Genomic DNA, 24,866 nt, shown 5'->3' with positions numbered 1-24,866 from the left:
CTAATGATGATACTTATGATTGAGGCTTCTTGCCTAGAAAAAGATAGTACGCTGGGATACCTAATAATACGATTACTAAACCGGGCAACGTAAATGAAGGGCGATATATCAATAGTGAAATACTAATTACTGATGCCGAAAAGATATAAATAAGTGGTAAAAAAGGGTAACCAAAGGCTTTGTAAGGACGAGGTAAGTTGGGCTGAGTAATCCGTAACCTAAAGATTCCGATAATGGTTAATATATAAAAAATCAGTACAGCAAAGATTACATAATCAAGTAATTCACCATAGCGACCACTCAAGCAAAGTACAGATGCCCAAATACATTGTATCCATAATGCTTTTTCGGGTACGCCATTTTTATTAAGTTGAGCTACTTGTTTAAAAAATAGGCCATCTTTTGCCATGCTGTAATACACTCTCGCACCTGATAAAATCAAACCATTGTCGCAACCAAAAGTAGAAATCATCAAAAACACAGCAATGACCATTGTACCAACCTCTCCGAATATATGTTGTGATGCCACCATACCCACTCTGTCGTTTTCAGCGGTAGCGATTTCTTGTAGAGATAATACGCTCAGATACATTACATTGCACAGGAAATAAGTAGCCGTAACGATAAGTGTTCCTAAGAATAAACTTAGTCCAATATTTCGTTCAGGTCTTTTAATTTCTCCTGCTATAAAAGTAACGTTATTCCAAGAATCACTACTAAATAGGCTTCCAACCATACTAGCGGCAATAGCACCCATAAAAGCCATACTGGAGTAGGGAAGTGATGTAATGCCATCAAATTGGAAAAGTGAAAAACCTGTTTGCCAATTGGCTTCCCAAATTTCTTTTTTAGCAGCTATCGAAAAACCAAAGATAATCAGTCCGAATAATGCTATGATTTTGATGAGTGTCAGTATCGTTTGAATAGTTTTTCCTTCTTTTACACCACGCGTATTGATATACGTTAATAAGGAAACCATTAAGATTGAAGTGAGTTGAGCGGCCGAAACTTTAAATAATTTAAGGTCTAATAAGATGTTTTTCTCGCTAAGAAACGGAAAAATATAAGCGGAGAATTTACTAAAAGCCACACCTACCGCAGCAATTGAGCCCGTTTGAATAACGGCAAAGAAACTCCAACCATACAAAAAGCCAACAAGGGGATTGAAGGCTTCTTTCAGATATATATACTGTCCGCCAGCTTTGGGAAACATGGCACTTAGTTCTCCATAACTTATGGCAGCAATTAGGGTTAGTAGACCTGTTATCAACCAAACCACTAACAGCCAACCCGCCGAACCTACATTGCGAGTAATATCGGCACTCACAATAAAAATCCCAGAGCCAATCATAGAACCCGCAACAATCATGGTGGCATCCAATAAACTCAACGAACGTTTAAACGCACTTGAATTTTGTTCAGCCGAGGGTTCTAAAGTAGTTGGTTGATTCATATTGCTCAGGTTGTATGATGAATTTATATTTTACAATACTTGGAAACCATAAGCATAAGGGTCGTCCTCGTCGTCGATATTAATGGTATTGTAGCCATAAATTCTAGCCCAACCTTCAATACTTGGTCTGATGGCTGGCTTGCCACCCACAGTAGTTTCTTCTTCTATTCGACCGATAAACTTTGAACCAATGATACTTTCATGCACAAAATTATCGCCCTTTTTTAGCTTGCCTTTTGCATACCATTGAGCCATCCTTGCTGAAGTGCCAGTGCCACACGGTGAACGGTCGATGGCCTTATCACCATAAAAAACGGCATTTCTAGCAGTAGAGCTTGGGTCGAGTACGTCGCCAGTCCACAATATATGCGAACAGCCGTTGATGGTTTCATTATCGGGATGAACAAACGTATATTGCTCATTGATTCGTTTACGCATCGTTCTACTCCAACTAATCAATTGGTCTGCAGTATAATGTTGTAAACCTTTAAAGTTCTCTTGAACATCCACAATGGCGTAAAAATTACCTCCATAAGATACATCTACTGTCAATGTTCCTAAATCAGGGCATTCTACACTGATATTTTCAGCAGCTAAAAATGATGCTACATTCGTCAGTTTTACACTTTTTACTTTGTTCCCTTCTTGTTTATATTCAATCATTACCAAGCCCGCCGGCGCTTCCATTCTGATAATACCTTTGGTTTTAGGAATGATTAAACCTTCTTCCACTGCAATAGTTATCGTACCAATCGTTCCGTGTCCGCACATTGGTAAACAACCACTGGTTTCAATAAAGAGCACAGCGACATCATTTTCAGGATGATGTGGTGGGAACAAAATGCTCCCACTCATCATGTCATGACCACGAGGTTCAAACATCAAACCTTGTCTGATCCAATCATATTCTTTTAAAAAGTGCTGTCTTTTTTCACTCATGTTTTCACCAATGAGTGTTGGTCCACCGCCTGCTACTAATCTGACAGGATTTCCACATGTATGAGCATCAATGCAAAAGAATGTTTTTTTCAAAGTATTGTATGGTTAAGTAATCGAAATGCGTAAGGTTATGTGTATGCTGTAAAAAATAAAGTTTGTTGATGAAATTTTAATAAAAACAGCTTACAGAAAATAATCGAATTTAACATCCGAGAACCCAATAGAGGATTCTCGGTGTGTTAAACATTAAAATTATATATATGATTTGGTTTAAGAATTCTGTTTCTAAGAATACTTTACTAAACGTTAAACTAAACAAAAAATTAGTCAATCACAATAGACTTATAATCTGGTAATGTTGGTCTTGTTGCAATTCCTGTATTGATAATATTCAAAATCGCTTCTCTTTCTTCGCCAATTAAAGTAAGTCGTGGTGGTCTAACGGCCTCGCTACCTATGCCTACTTGAGCTTCTGCCAATTTAATGTATTGTACTAGTTTTGGATGAATATCAAGTTCTAATAATGGGATAAACCAACGATAAATACTTCTTGCTTCAGCGATTCTACCTGCTTTTACTAATTTATAAATAGCAACCGTTTCTTCTGGGAATGCACATACTAAGCCTGCTACCCAACCATCAGCACCCATTACCAATTGTTCCATGGCAATGGTATCCACACCACAAAGAATACTGTAACGGTCGCCAAATAAGTTTCTCATACGAGTAACATTGGTCAAGTCACGGGTTGATTCTTTAACCGCTTGAATGTTTTCACACACAACTAATTCAGAAAACATTGCTAAAGTTACTTCAATTTTATAATCAACAGGGTTATTATAAATCATGATTGGAAGCGTAGTTGAATTAGCTACAGCTTTGAAATATTCAACCGTTTCACGATGGTCTGTTTTATAACGCATAGGGGGCAACATCATCAACCCCTCTGCTCCCCATTCTTCTGCTAAACGAGCTAACTCGATAGCATCTTTAGTAGCTCCTTCTGCAATATTCAAAATTACTGGTACTTTACCTGCTACTTTTTCAACAGTAAACTTTACTAAAGCACCTTTTTCTTCTAAACTCAATACGCTTGATTCCCCTAAAGTTCCTCCCAAAATAATTCCGTGAACGCCTGCTTCTAACTGAAATTGTAAATTCTTATCAAAAAGCTCGAAGTCAAGCTCATCTTTTTCATTAAACTTTGTAGTAACTGCTGGGAATACTCCTTTCCAATTGATTGCCATAATTTTCTTTTATTTTTAATCAAAATTATTAATAAAATAGTGTCCAAAAATTACCATTTTTAATCAAATATAGATTGATATTAACCTTTTAAAATGATAATTACTCAGTTTGATGCTAATACATTGTAATCTTAGGGAAAGAGCAATGATTAAACCTCATAATCTCTACCTTACTTTATTTCTCTGCTTTAATAATCCTACAGCCGAATACTCTGCCAGCGGTTCTTCCTGCGTTGGCTAATATTTTCACTTCAATGGTACTTTTTCCTTGGATTAGCGCTGCAGGAATTGGATATACTACATCAAAGAATTTTCCAGTAGTTCCTCCTTTTAATTCTTGAGTGGCAATTTTTGTTCCGTCGATAACAATGTCAAAAAGTCTGCCCTTATCGTCGCCTAAGTAGGTTAACAAAAGGCTGTTTTCTATAGCAGAATTTACTTTCATCTGAAAAGAAAAGAATCCACCTGCTCTAACTTCTCTGCCTGTTTTTCCTAAGGCAATGTCCGTATAAGATTGTTCACTGGCTTTTAATTGATGGTCACGTTCGGGTTGCATTTCTCCAATTCTGAATTCATCAATCGTCATTGCTTCAATTTGCTGTTGACGTTTTTTCTCTGCTTCATATTCCGTTTGCCTATTTTGCCAATCTGCTTTCGTAAAATAGTCCCAGTAAACACTATAATGTTGCTGGTAAGTCTGATAGAATGGAATTAATGTAGCATCAAAAGGCTTACCTACCTGCTCTATCTTGAATGTCAAAGGTTGATTGGCTACAGGTTTTAGCCAATTGTTAATATTTTTATCGTCTGTCAACAAAACTGGCGTTCCATAAATGGGGTCAGGCAATTCTTTTCCTAATTGTCCTGCCAATACCAAAGGGCCATACAAAAAAGCAATACGATTAGCATTATCGGGCATACTTTCTGTATAGAGTGACATCGGAAAATTAAGCGCTATTTTGTCATTATTCTTCCAAGTTCTGTTGATAACTAAATATCCCGACTCATCTTTTTCAACTCTTTGTACTTCCCCATTGATTTTTATTTGTACTCCTTTTGTAGCCCACCAAGGCGAACGTAGGCGTAATGCAAAAGCCTTTGGTGCTTTTGTTTGAATAGTTAAAGAGGTACTTTCACTAGTAGGGTATTGGGTATTTTGAGTAATGGTAATGCCCTTTGCTTGCCATTTAAGTATAGAAGGAATAAATAAATTGATAAATAAACTTCCGTCAGCTCCTTCATAATAAATGCTTTCTGTGTATTTGGCGTGATTTTCCATTCCACTACCTACACAACAAGTAAAAGTATTGAAAGGCTCGCTAAATTCTTTTTTAGTACCCATTCTCAAAGGTACAAAATAGCACATCATCCCATTCTCTGGATTTTGCGATGCTAAGATATGATTGTATAACGCTCTTTCGTAATAATCTCCTAGTTCACTATTAGGTTGCCAACAAAACAAATGTCTTGTTAGCTTTAGCATATTATAGGTATTACACGTTTCGCAAGTATTATCGCTTAGATGGTCGTTTAATTTATGAGGTTCGGTGCAATATTCATAATTACTATTTCCGCCAATTACATAACTATGGTTGTGTACCATAATATCCCAAAAGAAAGAAGCAATGGTTTTATCAGACTCGTTACCTGTCAATTCATATTGGCGAGCACTGCCAATGGCTTTTGGCACATTAGTATTGGAATGTTTACCCGCCATCGGGTCTATTTTTTTTGACAAAGGCACCATGACAAAATCATCATAGAATTTGTACGATACATCTAAATACTTCTTATTCCCTGTAATAGCATAAATATTCGCCAATACATCACTCATTCCTCCGTATTCGCATTTCAACATTTTTTGTAATAACTCAGGTAAAAGCGGATTAACTGTTTTTGCAGTCCAATCAGCCATGCCAGTTACTACAGCGAGGGCTTGTTGGTTATTACAATATAGGTAGGCATCTACTAATCCAGCCATTACTTTGTGGACAGTGTACCAAGGACTCCATCCACCGTTTAAGTCGAAACCACTTGATTTTATTTCACCACGAGCAACTTTTGCAAACAGCGTATCTTCTTTTGGAATGGCACCTACGTACCCTGTCTTTCTTGCTTTCTGACATTTTGCAAGTTCTGTTACAATATAGTCAGTTCGCTTTTTAAACTCAATATTGCCTGTAGAGGCATACATCATGGCACAAGCAGAAAGATAATGCCCCAAAGTATGACCAGAAAGTCCTTCGCTTTCCCAACCTCCATATACGGCTCCCTTAGTAGGCAAATTGGCATTTAGATAAAAGCGATGGAGCAAACGATTAGGCTCTACTGTCAACAAATAAGCAGCATCTTTATCCATAGCATTTTTAAAAGGACTACCTTCTAAAAGTGTTACATCTTTAATATTAAATGCATAAGCCTTTAAGTTGGCTACTGGTTTTATTTTGAATCGCTTATCGTTTTTTTCTGGGGTATACGATTGTCCCAATAAAGTAAAGTTGGCTATCAAAAGAATTGATAATGAGAAATAACAATATATTTTTTTCATAAAATTTGAAATCGGATTGACCACTATTATCGTAGATACAAAGATGGTAATATTCTGAGGGGAAGACTTAACGTGAATTAATAAGAAGTAGCTAAATATTAGCCTACATCAAACTATAAAAGCCAAAAGAATAAAAATATTAAAACTTATTTAGACTTATTTCAAATAATGTTTTGAAATTTATTTTTTGCTTGCTAAATTTGTTCCATAAACATTGAAGTAACAATAGTATTATCAGATGAAAATGTCAGAGAATCAATTAAATGAATTGTATAAAAACCAGAAAGGAATCACTTGGCAGTGCGATTTGACGGATAGAATTTATATTAAATTCAATGATACTCTAACTGGATTTAAAGTGAGTGACTTTCTTACTTTTCGTAGAAAAGTACATAGTGTAGACATTCACGAGATGATATTTAACTTATCAGATGATTATGACTTTGAGTTAATTCAGTCTCCCAAAAATAACTTCTCTTCTCAACTAACACTCTGCGAAATCATTCAATTGCGTGATTTACTAGATGGCACAAAGTTCAGTTTAGACCTCAATTCAATGCTTTATGAGGTTTTAGGAACGGTGGAACTGGTATGATTTTTTAGACTAATTCTATATTTCGGTAAGTTTTGAACCTGATGATAACATCTGGTTATAATTCGTCGTAATATTGTTAAAAAAATAAGGAATCACATAACTATATTGATATGAAAGATTTAATTCGTCTCCGTACTTCGCTCAAAGAGGAAATAGAAATAGTGTTGAACGCACAATGCAAAATGGAAGCAGAAGCTTCTCAAAAATACTTGGCAATGGCCTCGTGGTTGGATAGAAACGGTTTTGAGAAAGCGGGAGAGTATTTATATGCACAAGCTGAGGAAGAAAGAACCCACTTTTTGAAAATTTTCAAATATATTAATGAGGTTGGAGGTACAGCTATTACACCAACACTTGAAGAAGTTGCTCAAGAATATATTTCAATTAAGCAAGTATTTGAAATGGCTTTACAAGGCGAAATAGCAGTAACTAATTCTATTAATAGAATTATTGCTAAATGTCGTGAAGTAAATGATTATGCTACCGAAAATTTTATGATGTGGTTTGTAAAAGAACAACGTGAAGAAGAGAAAAATGCTCGTCGTGCATTAGAATTATTTGAATTAATTGAAGTAGAAAGTGCTACGGGTAAATTTGTTTTAGATAAGGAAATTGCAAAAATAGGCAGTGAAGAGTAAATGAAAATTACTTTTATAACAACTGTCAATTAACTACTTTATAATAGCCTTCAAAATTAGTTTTGAAGGCTATTTTTTTTATGCTTAAAAAAATAAAATGAAAATTTATAAACAAAACTTAAAATGAAAATTAGCGCAGGCGCTAATAAGCTTTTTTATAATAAAAAAATACTCTTCGGTCAGCCTTTCTTTAACCAATATTCCACCTTTTTTTATTCACTAATAGAATTAAAGCTAATTAAAAGCATCAATTTTTCAACATTAAAATGCTTTTTCATTCATTTTATCACCAAATGCAAATATTAATAATATATTAATAAAGTAATATATTTGGTAAAATTTTTGCTATTTTTCCATTAGATAGTGCCATTGGGAAGCAATTAATTACTGCAACCACCAAAAATCAAAGAACTGTTTACCATAACCATGAAGTATAAACATATATATGTATTCCTTTTTGTATTACTTAAGCATACATTCCTTTTTTCGCAGGAATTTAAACCCGTCTTTCAACGAATATCTACTAAAGATGGCTTATCCCAAAGCCATGTCAGTGCTATTACTATGAGCAAAAAGGGCTTTATGTGGTTTGCAACCGACGAAGGCCTTAATAAATATGATGCTTATAAATTTACCATTTATAAGCACCAGCGAGAAAACAAGAACAGCCTTAGCGATAATTATATTTATGATTTATTAGAAGATCATAATGGAGATTTATGGGTCGCCACTGCCGCTGGACTTGATAAATTTAATCAAGAGAAAGGAATATTTGAACATTTCTTTAAACAAGGCCATAGGCTGACTATCCGTGATATATTTGAAGACAGTAAAAACAGGATGTGGTTAGGAACTACCACTGGGCTATATTTATTAGATAAGCAAAAGAATACTTATACCCAGATTAGGCATCAAGAACATAATAAAAATAGCCTTAGTAATGATTTTGTATATAGATTAGAAGAAGACCAGTTTGGTAATATTTGGGTCGGGACTAAAGAAGGATTGAATAAATATAATCCAGATAAAAAACAGTTTACTCATTTTTTTCATGATGCTAATAATCCTAAAACTATTGCTTCTGATTGGATAAAGGCACTTTTCTTAGATAGTCAGAAAAATCTGTGGATTGGTACTTTAACGGGTGGTGTTTCAAAATATAACCATAAAGACAATACTTTTACCAATTATTTAAACGACCCTAAAAATCCTAATAGTTTGTGCTATAATGATGTATTGTCTTTTATGGAAGACAGAGAGGGCAATTTATGGATTGGTACCGAGAACGGAGGAATAAGTATTTACAATTTAAGAAAGAATAAATTTAATACTGTTGCTTTCAATATCTACGACGATAATAGTTTAAGTAACAATTCGGCGTATTGCCTTTACCAAGATTATATTGGAAATATTTGGGTGGGTACTTATTCTGGAGGCATTAGTTTTTTACCAAAATTCGGGAATAAGTTTACTTTTTTGAAGCAAACAGTAGATAAAAATGGCTTGAATAATAGTAGTATTCTAAGCATTTTAGAACATGGAGACGATAAAATTTGGTTAGGGACTGATGGCGGTGGGTTGAATGTTTTTGATAGAAAAACAAATACATTTTCAGCCTATACCCACAATCACGCCAATAAAAACAGCATTAATTCGGATTTTGTACTATCTGTTGTTGAGTTAGATAAAGATTTATTGGCCTTGGGTTTTTTTATTGGAGGCTTCGATTTGTTCAATACCAAGACAAAGCAATTTGAACATCATATACCTGATGCTAAAAATAAAAACTCGGTATCTTCGAATAGTATTTTTACGATGCTTAAAAGTAAAGATAACAACCTTTGGTTGGGTACTTGGACGGGGGGCTTGGGATACTATGATATTAAAAACAAACGGTTTACTAATTATTTACATAATCCGAATGACCACAATAGTATTTGCAATAACTATGTCAAAGCCATTTATGAGACTGATGGTGACGAACTTTGGGTAGGCACGGAGGACGGACTTGAACTTTTTAATAAAAAAACAAAAATATTTACCCATTTCAGATCGAATCCTAACAATCCGAATAGTTTGAGTAATAATAATATTCAAACTATTAAAGAAGCCCAAAAAGGCTTTTTATGGGTGGGTACTACAGAAGGGTTGAGTTTGTTGAATCTAAAAACTAGAACTTTCCAGACTTTTACGGAAAAGGATGGATTACCAAACGATTTTATCAATGCAATCCTTGAAGATGAAAAAGGTAACTTTTGGATGAGTACTAATAAAGGGATTTCGGCGTATAATCCTTTGACAAAAACATTTAAAAATTATAATATTTCAGACGGACTACAAGGCAATGAATTTAAACCTAGAGCGGCGTATAAAACGCATGATGGAGAAATGTTTTTTGGAGGACCAAATGGAGTAAACTTTTTTAATCCAGATAGTTTAAAAGATAATACGTTTATTCCTCCTGTATTTATTACTGATTTTCAGATTTTTAATAAATCTGTGATTGTAGGTGCTGAGGATTCACCCCTTACAAGTCATATTAACGAAATCAAGAAGATAGTTTTAAATTATAAACAATCTGTTTTTTCATTTGAATATGCAGCATTAAACTATACGTTACCTTTAAAAAATGAATATGCTTACAAATTAGATGGGTTTGATAAAGACTGGGTATATGCTGGCGGTAGACGAACAGCAACCTACACAAATCTTGACCCAGGGACGTATATATTTAATGTAAAGGCTTCTAATAATGATGGAATTTGGAATGAAAAAGGGACATCTATTACCATAGAAATTTTACCGCCATTTTGGGCAACATGGTGGTTCCGTATGTTGGGTATATTGATGGTATTAGGATTAGCGATAAGTTTTTATAGGTATAGAATTAATTTAGTACAAAAACAAAAATATAGACTAGAGAAAGAAGTAGAGGTAAGGACGGCACAACTATTGAAATCTACACAGGATGAGCTGAGAGCACGACAAGAAGCGGAAAGAGCTAATAAAGCTAAAAGTGTTTTTTTAGCGACTATGAGTCATGAAATCCGTACTCCTTTGAATGGTATTATTGGAATGGCATCACTGCTAGAGGAAACGCCCTTGAATGAAGAACAGAAGAGTTATTCTGATACGATTCATGCTTGTGGAGAAGGGTTGCTTACGGTTATCAACGATATTTTAGATTTTTCTAAAATTGAATCTGGTAAAATGGAATTAGATGAGCATGATTTCAACCTAAGAAATTGTATTGAAGAAGTCTTGGATGTTTTTGCAGCAAAAGTTTCAACGCTCAATCTCGATTTATTATATCAAATAGAATGGGATGTTCCTGTTCAAATTATTGGAGATAACCTTCGTTTACGCCAAATTTTATTAAATCTTATTGGAAATGCGATAAAGTTCACGCACGAAGGGGAAGTTTTTGTGAGGGTTTTTATCGTTCAAACTAAAGAAAATGGCGAAATTGAATTAGGTTTTGAGGTGAGAGATTCAGGCATTGGTATTCCGCCTGATAAGATAGACAAACTTTTTAAACCATTCTCACAAGTTGATTCTTCTACTACTAGAAAATATGGTGGTACAGGATTAGGACTAATCATCAGTGAGAAAATCGTTAATTTAATGGGTGGGTCTATTCAGGTAGAAAGCAAAGTTGGGAAGGGAACAACCTTTAAATTTAAAATTAATACGCGGATTAGTTCAGCTCAGCTTAGTACATTTCCCTTTAACCTTGAAGTATTAAGAAATAAAAAAGTATTAGTTGTTGATGATAATAAGACAAACCTTAGTATTCTGAAAGGACAATTGGAACATTGGAACATGAATGTTATCTTGACATCGTGTCCGAAAGATGCCATTAGTTTAATAGAGGCTAAAGAAGTGTTTGATTTAATAATAACTGATATGCAAATGCCTGAAATGGATGGTATTGCATTTGCTTTGGCAGTTCAACGACTAAATCCATTTTTACCAATTATCTTATTAAGTTCGATATCTGATACTTTTCATCGGGAATATCCCAATTTGTTTAAATCAGTGTTGATGAAACCTGTTAAACAGCATATCCTCTGTAAAAGTATTCATGATAATTTAATGATGAGTGAACAGCCAAAAATAATAGATAAATCTGGGTCAACTGTGCCAGCACAAAAATTAAATAATGATTTTTCTGAGAACTATCCAATGAAAATTTTGGTAGCAGAAGATTATGTCATGAACCAGAAATTGGCCTTGAGAATTTTAAGCAAACTTGGGTATCAGGCAGATTTGGCGGAAAATGGCATAGAAGTACTCGAAGCTTTTGACCGACAGCATTATGATTTGATTTTAATGGATATGCAAATGCCTGAAATGGATGGTATTGAAGCAACGATTAAACTTAGAGCAATGGATATAACACAGCCAGTAATCATTGCTATGACTGCCAATACGTTAGAAGAAAGTAAGGAAGAATGTATGAAAGCGGGAATGGACGATTATATAAGTAAACCGATTAACCTCGATTTCCTGATTAGCGTATTAGAAAAGTGGGGGAAAAAAATCAAGACAGAAAAGAAATTATCATAATAATATGATGATAAAAATGTCCATCAATCTTTTCTTAAGGTGGATGGACACTATTTTATTTATAAAATATTATTGCCAGGAAGTACTTTCTTAAAATCTCCTCCATGAGGTAAATCGTTTATTGGATTGATTTGGAACACTTCTTTGCTTACGATTCTTTGCATAACGATTTCGACTAATGTTGTACTATTAGGTTTTAATATATAGTCGAACATGGTTTTATCAGCCTTAATTTCACAAGGTAAATAGCGTACAAAACCTTCAGAAGGTCTAGGAATGATTTTCAAGCCTAATTTATTAATACCCTTTTGCTTCGGGCGTATTTCTTTTTTCCCACTCTTTATGGCCTCAGTTCCCTTCAAAATATCATAATCTAAATAGTAGGTGATATTCTCAGGATTGTTTTTATTCTTCTGTCTGTCTTGAAAAAAGCCCTCTGGCAAATGATTTGGGTCATTATCATCACCTGCTGAAATAATTAAATCATAGTCCTTTATTGCATAACCTTCTGAGTCAATTACCCTAAAAATAACCATACAGTATTGGTCATGAATAAAATAACGCTTAGAAATGAAAAAGCTAGTTTCAATTTCTAATTGTTCATTTTTCAAAACTTCTTTAGTTTCTGTTTCAAATTGTTTATAAAGATTATTATAATCGGTCTTTGTTCGTACATTGATGCAATTTAAAATAGCTTTTATAGTCTCCTCACTTTCTTCATTATCCGAAATCCTGACACTATTCATAATGCCCATGTCTTCGCCAGAGTGTGATTTCCCTTTAATGATTCGTAAAGGCGTTTTGGGAGATTGCTTATAAATAGAAATCTCAAAATCTTTCGTAACAAGTGGGCTTGTTGAAATAGGATATGGTTGTTGTAAGCATACATAATTGCTTTCTAGATTAGCCGCTGCTACCCTTACGACTCCATCAGAACCGAGCTCTCCCGTATAAGCATTTAGGTTATCATATAGCTTTCTATCAATAGATTGCCCAATAAGTACGAATGGGAAAACGTGGTCAGGATTAATATCATCTTCATTACTATTAATCCAATCTTTGTTCAAAGTCCAAGCCTCGATACTGCCTAGTTCAAGCCAATCTAACACACCTTGTCCAGGTTCGATAGCACTAAACCAAGATTTTAATCTTCCTACTCTTCCTTTACCTAATTGTGCTAATGCTGATCCAAAATTAGCAGGAGCTAGCATAATCAAGTGACTCATCGGACATTGAGGACTACTATCAGAAGAATATCTTTTCCACCAATCGCGTATTACTGGCCCACCTGTAGAATGAGTGATACAGATAAATCTTTCATTATTATTAATTTGAGCATCCAGTTTATCTTTTATCGCAGTTTCAAAAGCTCTAGAAATATCTTTCAATCGAACTTCATCATGAAAACTGATGTATTGCCCAAGAAATATTTCTTCAACACTCATTTCAAAGCCATTAGCCAAAGCTTCATTTTGTAGCCGAATGGGCAATTCTCCATAAGTGTCAAGGTTTGTGACGCTCCATCCATGAACGAAAACAACAATTAATTTAGACATAGTAAATGATGATTTAGCTAGTATTCAATATCCTTAAAGGCTATAACATCAAAGATAAAAATAAAGTAAATGATGATTTGAAGCGCATCAGTATTTTTATTATACGGTAGACCACTCAACACTTGTAATTACCATACGATAAAGTCTTTAGGATTCATTGGGAGATTCAAGATAAATAAAATACTTTTGCTATAAATACAAACAAACTCTATAAATTAATAAATGTTCTATGATTAAAAGTTTACAGTTTTCACTACTTCTAATGTTCTTCACTTTTGCTTTGAAAGGTCAAACAATTGGAATTACACAGGTTCAAAGCGAAATAAATTCAACCATTTGCTTAGGTAAAAAAGTTTTAGTGTCTTATTCTAAAACAGGGACATTCAATAAAGAGAATACCTTTAAGTTACAAGTGAAGTCGTCTTATTTGTCGGAAGGATGGATAAGTCTAGAGACTAAAGATTCTTCTGGATATTTAGTAGCGGTTTTGCCAAATGAAATACCTAATACAAATGGAAATTATAATTATGCCGATTTTCAGATTGTAAGTAGCTCACCTATTGTAATTAGCCCTAAAGCGTCTTATCAAAATATGTATTTCCCAGCAGAGATTAGCTTAATTGATCTTCAAAAGAAAACACTTTTTCCTTACGAGCCAGTATTGATGGATATAAATTACTCAGGTTCATTACCTATTACGTTGTTAATGAGTGATAGCACCTTTGTATATATAAATACTAATAATTACACCTCCCAACAAAGTATCATAGTAACTCCTAATAAAACAGGTAAATACAGCATTATTGGTGCAAGTAATACCTGTGGTATTGGCAAAAGTTCTGGTAGTACCGATATAAAGATATTTGATAATAGCCTAAAAATTATTGGGAATGCCAATACTCATATTTGTAAGAATGGTAAAGTAAGTGTAAGTGTATCTAAGGCTGGCAAATGGACTACTGGAAATAAATTTACTATCAGGTTAGCAGATTATGCTACTAAAACAAAATTCTATGATTTTGAAGCAACTGATGATGATGGTGTATTTTCAGCTAACATTGGTTCTAGTATTCCAATTGGGAGCTATTGGGTAAAAATACTAGCAAGCGATAATGGAATAGAGTCTGATTACTCCTTTAATTATGTTAGTGTTCACAATGAATTTAAGGTAGAACTAATTACATCGAGTACAACTATAAAATATGGTGAGCAACAACAACTAATAGCTTCGGTAACTGGATTTGGAAATTATATTATTGAATTAAATGATGGACAAATTTATAATAATTATTATATAGGTGATGATAGCAATCGTTCGGTTGGTTTTAAAGTATCTCCAAAACAAACCACTGAATATTATATTAATTCCTATTCCTCTGGCTGTGGTAATGGAACGGGTAAAAATAAAGTCTTAATCACTGTAGATAAAGGTATTAAAACAGACTCGGTAAAAGCAGGGAAATATTGTGAAGGAACCAGCAATGAAGTTTATTTCTCGTCTAATGTTAACTTACCTGTCGGGAGTACTGTTAAGGTAAGAATGATGAATAATGGTTATTTAGGTACAGGTGAATACCGAGATGTTGACGCTACCATCATTCGAGAAAATGTTGCCTCGTTTATTATTCCAACAAATTTAATTAGTACTTTTTATTCATATACTTTCTATGTCAGTGTTTTTACAAATAATATAACTGGAATAAGTCTTAGCACTAATACTTTTGATGTATCAACATTCCCTTCAGGTGTTGTTGGTAATAAAAATAGTATAGTAATTAATCTAGATAAACCTCAAACTACCGATATAGAACTTACCTTAAAAGGTGGGGGACCTTATGAAATCACTTTGAGTGATAGTTTAAAGTATAAATATGATACAGAGCAATATGCTTGGGAAAGGGATGTAGCCTTGCCTATATTTGTACCAAAAACCACTGTTATTGGAATAAAATCAATTTCAAATATTTGTGGTACTAACAACACCCCCTATTCAACGTACAAATATGTAACTGTTCAAAACGCTGAATATTCAATTCGTGTTATATCAAAGAAATTACAAAGCGAAGTTCTTTGTGCAGGAGACAAAATAGATTTGTCTATCATTGCTACAGGCAAATATGGGGCCGACAATAAATTTACAGTTGAACTGGTTGAAGGGAGTAATTATAATAATAGTAGTAAGAATTTAGGAACTATTACGCTTGGTAGTACTCAGATTGTAATACCAAACGATGTAGTTAGTGGGAAATATAGCATAAGGGTTTCCTCTAATAGTCCATTATATTACAGTAATATGTTCCCAGTTACTGTTAGAACTTTGCCTACTGCTAAGTTTTATACCTATTATACTGAACCTGTGCTTTCTGGTGAAAGTTCTTATACAGAACTAAATTTAAAAGGGGGAGGAATCCAGACAGTAATTTATAAAGATGGTACTAAACAAACTATTGAAACTTCTAATTATAACTACGGTGAAGAATACAGGTTATCCTCTGAGAAAAAACTAACTAAAACTACCACATTTGGCATACAATCAGTTAGTAATCTCTGTGGTATAGGTACGATACAATCTAAAGATTTTACAATTACGGTAAAACCTTATACAATTCAAAATCAAATAACACAGTATGGATATTCAATATATTGTACCAAAGAGAAGCTGTTAGTTCCTTTTGATATTAAAGGTCAAATAGATAAAAATGCGAGCTATTCTGTACAAATTGCCAACAATACTGATACTGCTTATACTACGCTACAATCGAATATTAAACAAAGTCCCGCTACTGTTTCTTTACCTACTGACATTAAAGCGGGTTATTATAAAGTTAGAGTAATAAATCATGACAAATCTATTAAGTCAGAGCCCTACAATATTACGCTACGTTCAGCTCCTGATATTTCACTGCAGTTCTCAAATGGTGAAATTTATACCGAGATAGATGCGGGGAATGGTGTATATATTCGTTCAAATACCAGTCAAGATTATTCAGGGAATACGCTCACTTATGTCATTGGAGATGATAAGAAGATTAAAACTACAGGTTATAATAATTATAATTACATAGAAGAATACAAAACCCCAAATAGCACCACTACTTATACACTTTTATCTGCTGTCAATAGGTGTGGTGTTGGTAAAGTTTCAGGGAGTGTAACTGTAATGGTAAAGCCTGTATTAAATATGGATATTAAAAATACTACCTATGGTAGCAATCTTTGTATAGGTTCTAGTATGGATGTAACATTGAATTCCAGAGGGACATTTGAACCTAATAATATCTTTAAAATATATGCTGTAGATGAAAGTAATGTTAAAACAGAATTATTGAAGGCTTCTAAAAATGGAGAATACAAACTGATATTTGGTAATGATTATAAGAAAGGGAGTTACAAAATTCAAATGGAAAGCTCTAATCCATATCAATTAAAAGATGTAAGGACGATTTTTTTAACATCAAAAGTAGATATTAGTATATCTGGACAAGCAACAATCAATGCTGGTAGTGAAGGAGCGATTCAAATTAAAAATAATGATCCTTATAAACCCAATACAAACACTTATTTTTCGGATGTCCTTTACTATGAATTAAGTAATGGCTCAACAGGTAGTATAGATTTGTATTATTTTTCGAGCCCAAGGTCTATATATGTATATCCACAGATTACTCAAACATATACTTTGAAATCGGTTACTAATGCTTGTGGGTTGGGGAAAGCAGATGGTTCTGCTACAATTACGGTAAATCCTGCCTCAACTAAACAAGTAAATTTGTATAGTTATGTATCTAATTATTGTGAAGGCTCTACAACTAATGTATATTTTACAACAGTAGGTAGTTTTTCAGCATCTAATAAATTTACAGCACAGTTGTCAGATAATACAGGTAAAAATTTTAAAAATCTAGAAGCAGTAGAAAATGGAACATCAAGCTTAAAAGTGAAAATTCCTTCCAATTTAGTATTAGGGTCTGGATATTATATGAGAGTACTTGCCAGTGATAATGATGCCACAAGTATTACAAATATTTTCCCGTACACTATTGTAGAGGGCGTAACTGCCCGCTTTGATACTAGTTCATATTATTTTAATAGTAATAAGCCTGTTACAATTAATATAAAATTGACAGGAACGCCACCGTTTATGTTTGCTATTGGAATTGACGAAATTAGTGCTAAAACTTATTCTTCAAGTGCTAAAACTTTTCCTATTCCTCTCAATCCAATTGCCAATAGTTCTTATCGCCTTTTTTCAGTAAGTAATCAAGTATGTGGTACAGGAACCATCCTCAGTCCATCAACTGTAAAATTAGAACTAATCACAGCCACTGAGGAAGCAGGAAAATTAGGAATTAACGTTTTCCCAAACCCTACCTCTGATATTATTAATATTGAAAGTGACGGCAAAGAACTTGATATTCAATTAATAGACTTTTTGGGGAAAATAATTCATGCCGAAAAGCTAAAAGGAGAACAAAAGCAATTATATTTATCAAAAACCCCTGCAGGAACTTACTTTTTACATATTCAGAAAGAAGGTAAACAAGCTGTGTTCAAAGTATTAAAACAATAATAATATAAGGCTATCTAAAAAAGTGTTTTTACCAGACTATTTTGGGAAAAGATTTTTTTAAGATAGCCTTTCCTTATAAATAATTTTCAAGCTATTAAAAAAAATACTATGCTCAGATTTCTACAATTATTTTTTACCCTCCTATTATTAAACTTTTCGATAAATGCTCAAACTATTGAAATCAATAGTGTTGAAGGTAAGGGCTATCAAGTTTGTTTAGGGCAGAAAGTCAAAGTTTCCTACCGCAAGAGTGGGGTTTTTAATCAAGGAAATACTTTTAAACTGCAAATAAAAGCATACAGTAGTGATACTTGGGACGAGGTAAGTGCTATTGATTCTTCAGGATATTTAGTAGCCACTTTGCCTACAGCACTAAGTATAAAATATATGGAAGCGAATGTTTACGCAGATTTAAGAGTAATAAGTACGTCTCCAGCAGTGGAAAATCGGAAGTATTCTTTCTATCTATATTCGATTCCATCAGTAGAAATTATAGGAGCTACTAAAAATACAATATATCCGTATGAAAATGTCGGAATAAAGTTGAATGTACAAGGGTCTAGTCCAATCAGCATTATGACTATTGATAGTTTAAGCACCGAGTATAATTTTTATGAAACAGGGAATCAAATTAATAATAATTTAATGGTTAATCCCGCTAAAACAGGTTCTTTCAGTTTCTTAAGTGTAAGTAATATGTGCGGTATTGGCATAATTAAAGGTAGTGCAAGCTTTTCTGTGCTACAAAATTCCTTGAACATTACAGGAGTATCTAATATAAATGTTTGCAGGAACAAGATGTTGGAAGTATATACTACAAAAACTGGTATATGGGCAAATGATGATAAATTTTATATTCGTTTAATTAATTCATCAAATAGAGTTTTTGATTTTGAAGCAACTGAAATAAATGGAGGGTTTGCTATTAAAATTAATCCTGAATTACTATTAGATCACTATTCTCTACAAGTAGTTTCTAAAAGATTAGGAATAGAATCAAACAATTATAGCTCTGGTATTACTGTTTATTCAGAACCAGTAGTAGAAATAGTTTCTTCAGAATCAACTATAAATTTTGGTGATAGAAAGAACCTTATATTGAAATATTCTGGGTATGGTGCTTTTAAAATTGAGATGAGTGATGGACAGATTATTAATAGCTTTTCATCTAATAAAGAAGACAATACTAGTGTAGAGATAAACCCACTAAAAACGACTGAGTATTATATAAAGTCGTTTAGCTCTACTTGTGGGAATGGCGTAGGAAAAGAAAAAGTGAAAATTACAGTTTTAGAAGGAATTAAGGCCGATTCTATAAAAGTAGGAGAATATTGTGAAGGCAGTACGTGTGAAGTAAAGTTCTTAACCAACGCCCAGATTAGTGTAGGAAGTCTTGTTAAAGTAAAACTTGTATATTATGATAGAGAAGTTGAACTTAAAGCTACAGTTATTAAAGAAAATATTGCGTCTTTTACAATACCTGAAGGCATGTCAGGTATGACTTCTTATAGTAAAGCATTTGCCATAGTTTATACAGATAAACTACCTAATATATTCAGGAGTCCAAATTATATAGATATTCTTACTAAACCTTCTGCGGAAATCTCTTTCCCTTTTTATGATGTAACATTAGCCACTCCACAAGCGCAAAATATTACGGTAGATGTAAGAGGCGGGAAACCATTCGAACTCGTCCTTTCAGATAGTACAAAGTATGTTACTACGAATGGATTATCAAATGGAGAGATATGGACACAAAGCTTTACTGTACCCGTTTATGTCGCTAATTCTAAAACCTTTTCAGTAAAATCTATTACTAATGTATGCGGAACAAAGATTGGTTCACAAAATAGACTTAATGTAAAAGTAAATACTCAAGAGAATGCTCTGAGGTTATTAAGTAGCAAAGCTGTCAATGACACTATTTGTGTTGGTAGAACATTAGATTTAATGTTATTGACTTCAAGTAACTTTAACTCAGACGATTTATTCAAAGTAAGTTTGTTTAATAATTATCTTGTTGAGGTAACTACCCTTGGGAATATAAAAAGGGGGAAATCTCAAATTATAATTCCAACTACACTTACTAGTGGATATTATTATATCGGGGTAACATCTAGTAATGGAATGATTAAAAGCAATACACTACCTATTGCAATTCAAAGTAAATCCAGAATAGGATTGTCAACTAGTTACACAGACTTATTAGCAGGAGTAAAGACCTCTTTTGGAATATGGATTTATGGTTATGGTGATAATGAGGTTGTCTTCAGTGATGGATCTAAAAAAGTATATAATTCTATAAACGGTTCATTAAATACTTCTTTTGAAAAAGCCTTTACCCAATCTAGCACCTTTGGAATTACTTCCATTAACAATCAATGTGGAGTGGGAACAGTAGAGACTAAAGATATTACTATACAAGTTTCCCCTTATCGTATTTATATTGATATGCCAGTTAATTATGAGTACATAAACAATTTGTGTGTTAATACAATGATGTCTATTCCTTTTCAGTTTGTAGGAAATAACAATAACCAGAGTTTCTCAATACAGATAGCTAAAGAAACGGATCAAATATATACTACTTTACAATCAAATATTAAGGTTAGCCCAGCAACAGTACTATTGCCAAGTACATTGATGGCAGGAAAATATAAAATCCGATTTATTAGTAGTGATAATGTTGTTAAATCTAATGAGGTACTTATTCAAGTAGATACTCCTCCAAATGCCAAGCTTCAATTAAATGACGGGACTGTAACAAAAACAATTAATGCAGGCGAACAAATTGTATTAGAAATAAATGATGCGAACCTAACCTCTTCTGGAATCCGTACTTACATCATACAAGATAATGATAACAATAAAATGGTGAATCGACAGAGCGATTCCCGTTATCAATATCTGTACCTTACGGAAAACAAAGAATATAAATTGATTTCGGCTATTAATAAATGTGGTGTGGGTAATACTATGAGTACGGTAAAAATTACCGTTAAGCCAGTATTGGGAATGAAAATTGTTGCTACTACTGATAACCGTTATTGTATAGGCTCTAATCTTGCTACTACATTTTATTCACAAGGAAAATTTGAAGTTGATAATGTATTTAAGGTTTATGGTATTAATGAAAGTAATGAAAAAATAGAATTGTTTAAATCTGTAAACAATGGAAGCTTTAGCATACCATTAGGTAGTAACTTAAAGAAAGGCAATTATAAGATTCAGTTTGAGAGTACTAACCCTGCTATGACTAAGGAAATCGCTAGTGTATTTATAACAGCTAAACCAGATGTAACTTTATCTGGGGGAGCAATTATTAATGCTGGTAGCTATGTGTATCTGAACGTTAAGAATAATGATTCTTATAAATCAATTTATAATACAGGAGAGGTGCTAAATTATGAGCTAAGTAGTGGTTTCAAAGGATCTATTAATGGTTTTGATACTGATGGGAAGACCAGAATACTTTTTAGTACAACTACAACTCAACTATTAACAATTAAGTCAATTAGTAATACATGTGGTGTTGGTGTAGCTAGTGGCTCAGCCAGTATTACGGTAAATCCTATATCTGAAAAGCAAGTAAATTACATAGATTATCGACTAAATTTTTGTGCTGGTAGTGACCAAGACATATATTTTTCTACAAAAGGGACATTTACTAGCAACAATAAATTTACAGTTCAATTATCAGACAATACTGGTAAAAACTTTAAAGACCTTGTAACAGAAGGCACTAGTAGTCCCTTAAAAACTAAAATACCAACAGATACTCCTTTAGGTGATAGCTATTTAATTAGGGTAATTGCCAGTGATAATGATGTAACTAGTAGTACTAATCTTTGGCCGATTGCTATCTATGAAGGAATATCGGTGCGTTTCGATACTAGCTCTTATTATCTAAATGGGAATAATCCTGTTACTATTAAGGTTAAATTGAAAGGGTTGCTACCTATTACGTTCTATATGGGAACTGATGAAATTAATGCAAAAAGATACAGTGCTACGTCGAATGACTATGCCATTACTGTCGATCCATTAAATAGTACATCCTATCGCCTTTTTTCAGTAAGTAATCAAGTATGTGGTACAGGAACCATCCTCAGTCCATCAACTGTAAAATTAGAACTAATCACAGCCACTGAGGAAGCAGGAAAATTAGGAATTAACGTTTTCCCAAACCCTACCTCTGATATTGTTAATATTGAAAGCGATGGCAAAGAACTTGATATTCAATTAATAGATTTTTCTGGGAAAATTATCCAAGAAGAGAAACTGAGAGGAGAACAAAAAAGAATAGATATGTCAAAAGTTAGTACTGGAACATACTTTTTACATATTAAAAAAGAAGGTAGACAAGCTGTATTTAAAGTGTTAAAACAGTAGCGTAAACATGAGTCATCCCGAATTTTAAAATCATAAAAAAGCGGTCGAAAAACTAATTTCGACCGCTTTTTTATGATTGATGAACAACGAATTCCTACTGTTTGAGCGATAGCGAGTTTAGGAATTCTTGATTTTTTTACGGTCCGCCGTTGCGGTTACTTTTTGCATCAAGGCAAAAAGTAAGGACGAGAATAAATTACAAAAACTCAAAAATCATCTAAAACTCACTATTTTTAAAGAAAATTTGGGATAACTCATGTTTTAAAACCTCATCTTTTGTATTCTAACAGCATTTAGAATGGCCATAAGTGCCACGCCAACATCAGCAAAAACAGCTTCCCACATACTTGCTAAGCCCCCTGCTCCGAGAATAAGTACTAAAACTTTTACGCCAAAAGCTAATGAGATATTTTGCCACACTATTTTTTTAGTAGCTTTAGCAATATGAATGGCCGTTACGATTTTGGAAGGTTGGTCATTTTGAATGACTACATCTGCTGTTTCTATTGTTGCATCAGACCCCATCCCTCCCATCGCAATTCCTACGTCAGATAAGGCAATTACAGGAGCATCATTGATACCATCTCCTACAAAAGCAATTGTATTTTGCTGATTTCGGAGTGCTTGCAATTTAGTTACTTTATCTTCTGGCATTAAGTTACCATAAGCTTCACTAATGTTTAATGCTTTGGCTACTTTATCAACGACAGATGTTTTATCTCCCGACAGCATCACTGTTTTGATATGAAGTTTTTGTAAGTCAGCAATTGTTTTATGAGCATCCGCTTTAATTTCGTCTGCAATTAAAACATATCCAACGTATAGTCTGTTGATAGCTAATACAACAATGGTTTCAGGGATTTCACGAAGGGTTTCAGGAAAAGCAATATTGTCTTTTTCTAAAAGCTTTAAATTGCCAGCTAGTACTTGATTATCTTCTATTTGTCCACTCAAACCAAAGCCAGAAATTTCTTGGAAATTACTTAATGTACTTTCAGGAAGGGTGGGTTTTACAAATTCAACAATGGCCTTAGCAATAGGATGTGATGATTTACTTTCTAATAAAGCAAGTAATTCTAAGGCTTTTCTTTCATCAAAATCTATGATGGCTACTTGCTGTATCTTGAAAACACCTTTTGTCAACGTACCTGTTTTATCCATTACAACAACGTTTACTTTAGTCATGATGTCTAGAAAATTGGCTCCTTTAAACAAAATACCATGTTGTGATGCTGCTCCAATACCGCCAAAGTATCCTAAAGGAATGGAAATTACCAAGGCACATGGACAAGAAATTACTAAGAATACCAAAGCACGATAAAGCCACTCTCCGAAAATATAATTTTCTACTATAAAATAGGGCAAAAGAGTAATCAATACTGCCAAAACAAATACAATTGGGGTATAGATTTTGGCAAATTTCGAGATAAATAATTGAGTTGGCGATTTCCTAGCAGTAGCATCTTGAACCATTGTTAAGATTTTAGAGAGTTTGCTATCCTTGAAAACGGCTGTTACTTTTATATCGCTTATGGTATCCAAGTTAATCATTCCTGCTAAAACGCTATCGCCATTTTTCTTGGTTTCAGGAACACTTTCGCCTGTTAAAGCAGCGGTATTATAAGCGGCATAGTCAGAAACTAGGATGCCATCTAGTGCGACCTTTTCTCCTGCTTTTACTTGTATGATTTCACCGATGGCTACTTTAGTAGGGTTTACTACGATGACTTTACCATCTTGTTTCACAGAAACTTTATCTGGACGAATATCTAATAAGGCCTTGATAGAGCTTTTAGCTCGTTTTACAGCAGCACCTTGAAATAATTCACCGATGGTATAAAATAGCATTACGGTAACGCCTTCTGGGTATTCGCCTATGCCAAATGCTCCGATGGTAGCTAAGCCCATCAAGAAAAATTCATTAAAAATATCACCGCTCTGAATACTTTTAAAAGCACTTTTCAAAACAGGATATCCGACTGGTAAATAAGCCAGTAGGTACCAACCTAAGCGCAGGTAATTTTGAAAGAATTTTAAATCAAAGTGTTCAAAAACTAATCCTATAACGAGCAATACAAATGAAATTATAGCAGGAAAATATTCTTGCCAATCGGCATTTTCACTATGAGTATGTTCGTGATGATGGTGTTCATCATTTTCATCATGTTCGTGTTGATGATTATGTATTGTTGAATGTTGGTCGCACATATAAAGTAAGAAGGTTGATGAATAAATAAAGGTAAAAAACTAACGATGCGATAAAAGTAGATAAAAAAGGAGTGCAACAGGGAGACAAAAAGTAAATTTGATTAATTTTAAATGATGTCTGGTGTCGATATATAAATTCTAAAATAGAATC

The 24,866-nt window shown here is 33.6% G+C and carries 11 protein-coding genes; 5 read left to right on the top strand and 6 right to left on the bottom strand.

What is annotated here, in order from left to right; translation table 11 throughout:
- Positions 1–13: 13 nt before the first annotated feature.
- The 4 genes from J2Y60_RS10615 to J2Y60_RS10600 all read right to left on the bottom strand — a co-directional run bounded on the left by J2Y60_RS10615 (position 14) and on the right by J2Y60_RS10600 (position 6,187).
- Complete coding sequence (locus J2Y60_RS10615; protein ID WP_309917482.1) at positions 14–1,453, bottom strand: amino acid permease; 1,440 nt, start codon at positions 1,451–1,453, stop codon at positions 14–16.
- A gap of 30 nt (positions 1,454–1,483) precedes the next feature.
- On the bottom strand, positions 1,484–2,485 hold the full coding sequence (locus tag J2Y60_RS10610; protein WP_309917479.1) for a 4-hydroxyproline epimerase: 1,002 nt from the start codon (positions 2,483–2,485) through the stop codon (positions 1,484–1,486).
- A 230-nt stretch (positions 2,486–2,715) separates the two neighbouring features.
- Positions 2,716–3,633: a dihydrodipicolinate synthase family protein gene (locus J2Y60_RS10605; protein ID WP_309917523.1), complete on the bottom strand. Its 918-nt coding sequence runs from the start codon at positions 3,631–3,633 to the stop codon at positions 2,716–2,718.
- 181 nt (positions 3,634–3,814) lie between these two features.
- Positions 3,815–6,187: a beta-L-arabinofuranosidase domain-containing protein gene (locus tag J2Y60_RS10600; RefSeq protein ID WP_309917476.1), complete on the bottom strand. Its 2,373-nt coding sequence runs from the start codon at positions 6,185–6,187 to the stop codon at positions 3,815–3,817.
- A 244-nt stretch (positions 6,188–6,431) separates the two neighbouring features.
- Here J2Y60_RS10600 and J2Y60_RS10595 point away from each other — a divergent pair, with 244 nt between their 5' ends.
- From J2Y60_RS10595 to J2Y60_RS10585, 3 genes are all read left to right on the top strand, one after another.
- Complete coding sequence (locus J2Y60_RS10595) at positions 6,432–6,782, top strand: hypothetical protein (protein WP_309917474.1); 351 nt, start codon at positions 6,432–6,434, stop codon at positions 6,780–6,782.
- 110 nt (positions 6,783–6,892) lie between these two features.
- Entirely contained in the window at positions 6,893–7,420 is a 528-nt protein-coding gene (locus J2Y60_RS10590; RefSeq protein WP_309917471.1) for a ferritin, read from the top strand.
- Positions 7,421–7,846: 426 nt separating this feature from the next.
- Entirely contained in the window at positions 7,847–11,989 is a 4,143-nt protein-coding gene (locus J2Y60_RS10585) for a two-component regulator propeller domain-containing protein (protein ID WP_309917468.1), read from the top strand.
- Positions 11,990–12,048: 59 nt separating this feature from the next.
- Here J2Y60_RS10585 and J2Y60_RS10580 read toward each other — a convergent pair whose 3' ends face one another.
- On the bottom strand, positions 12,049–13,545 hold the full coding sequence (locus tag J2Y60_RS10580) for a hypothetical protein (RefSeq protein WP_309917465.1): 1,497 nt from the start codon (positions 13,543–13,545) through the stop codon (positions 12,049–12,051).
- A 229-nt stretch (positions 13,546–13,774) separates the two neighbouring features.
- On the opposite strand from J2Y60_RS10580, the gene J2Y60_RS10575 reads away from it, so the two are divergent.
- Together J2Y60_RS10575 and J2Y60_RS10570 are read left to right on the top strand one after the other, a co-directional pair.
- On the top strand, positions 13,775–18,115 hold the full coding sequence (locus J2Y60_RS10575; RefSeq protein WP_309917462.1) for a T9SS type A sorting domain-containing protein: 4,341 nt from the start codon (positions 13,775–13,777) through the stop codon (positions 18,113–18,115).
- A gap of 108 nt (positions 18,116–18,223) precedes the next feature.
- A complete protein-coding gene (locus tag J2Y60_RS10570) occupies positions 18,224–22,507 on the top strand; it encodes a T9SS type A sorting domain-containing protein (RefSeq protein ID WP_309917459.1) in 4,284 nt (1,427 codons plus the stop codon).
- Positions 22,508–22,768: 261 nt separating this feature from the next.
- On the opposite strand, the gene J2Y60_RS10565 is transcribed toward J2Y60_RS10570, so the two are convergent.
- Positions 22,769–24,715, bottom strand: coding sequence for a heavy metal translocating P-type ATPase (locus tag J2Y60_RS10565; protein WP_309917457.1), 1,947 nt, complete (start codon positions 24,713–24,715; stop codon positions 22,769–22,771).
- Positions 24,716–24,866: the final 151 nt, after the last annotated feature.

The organism is Arcicella sp. BE140, from assembly GCF_031456255.1.
Classification (GTDB): domain Bacteria; phylum Bacteroidota; class Bacteroidia; order Cytophagales; family Spirosomataceae; genus Arcicella; species Arcicella aquatica.
Note: the sequence above shows the minus strand (reverse complement) of the source record. Positions and strands in the feature narration are given on the sequence as shown.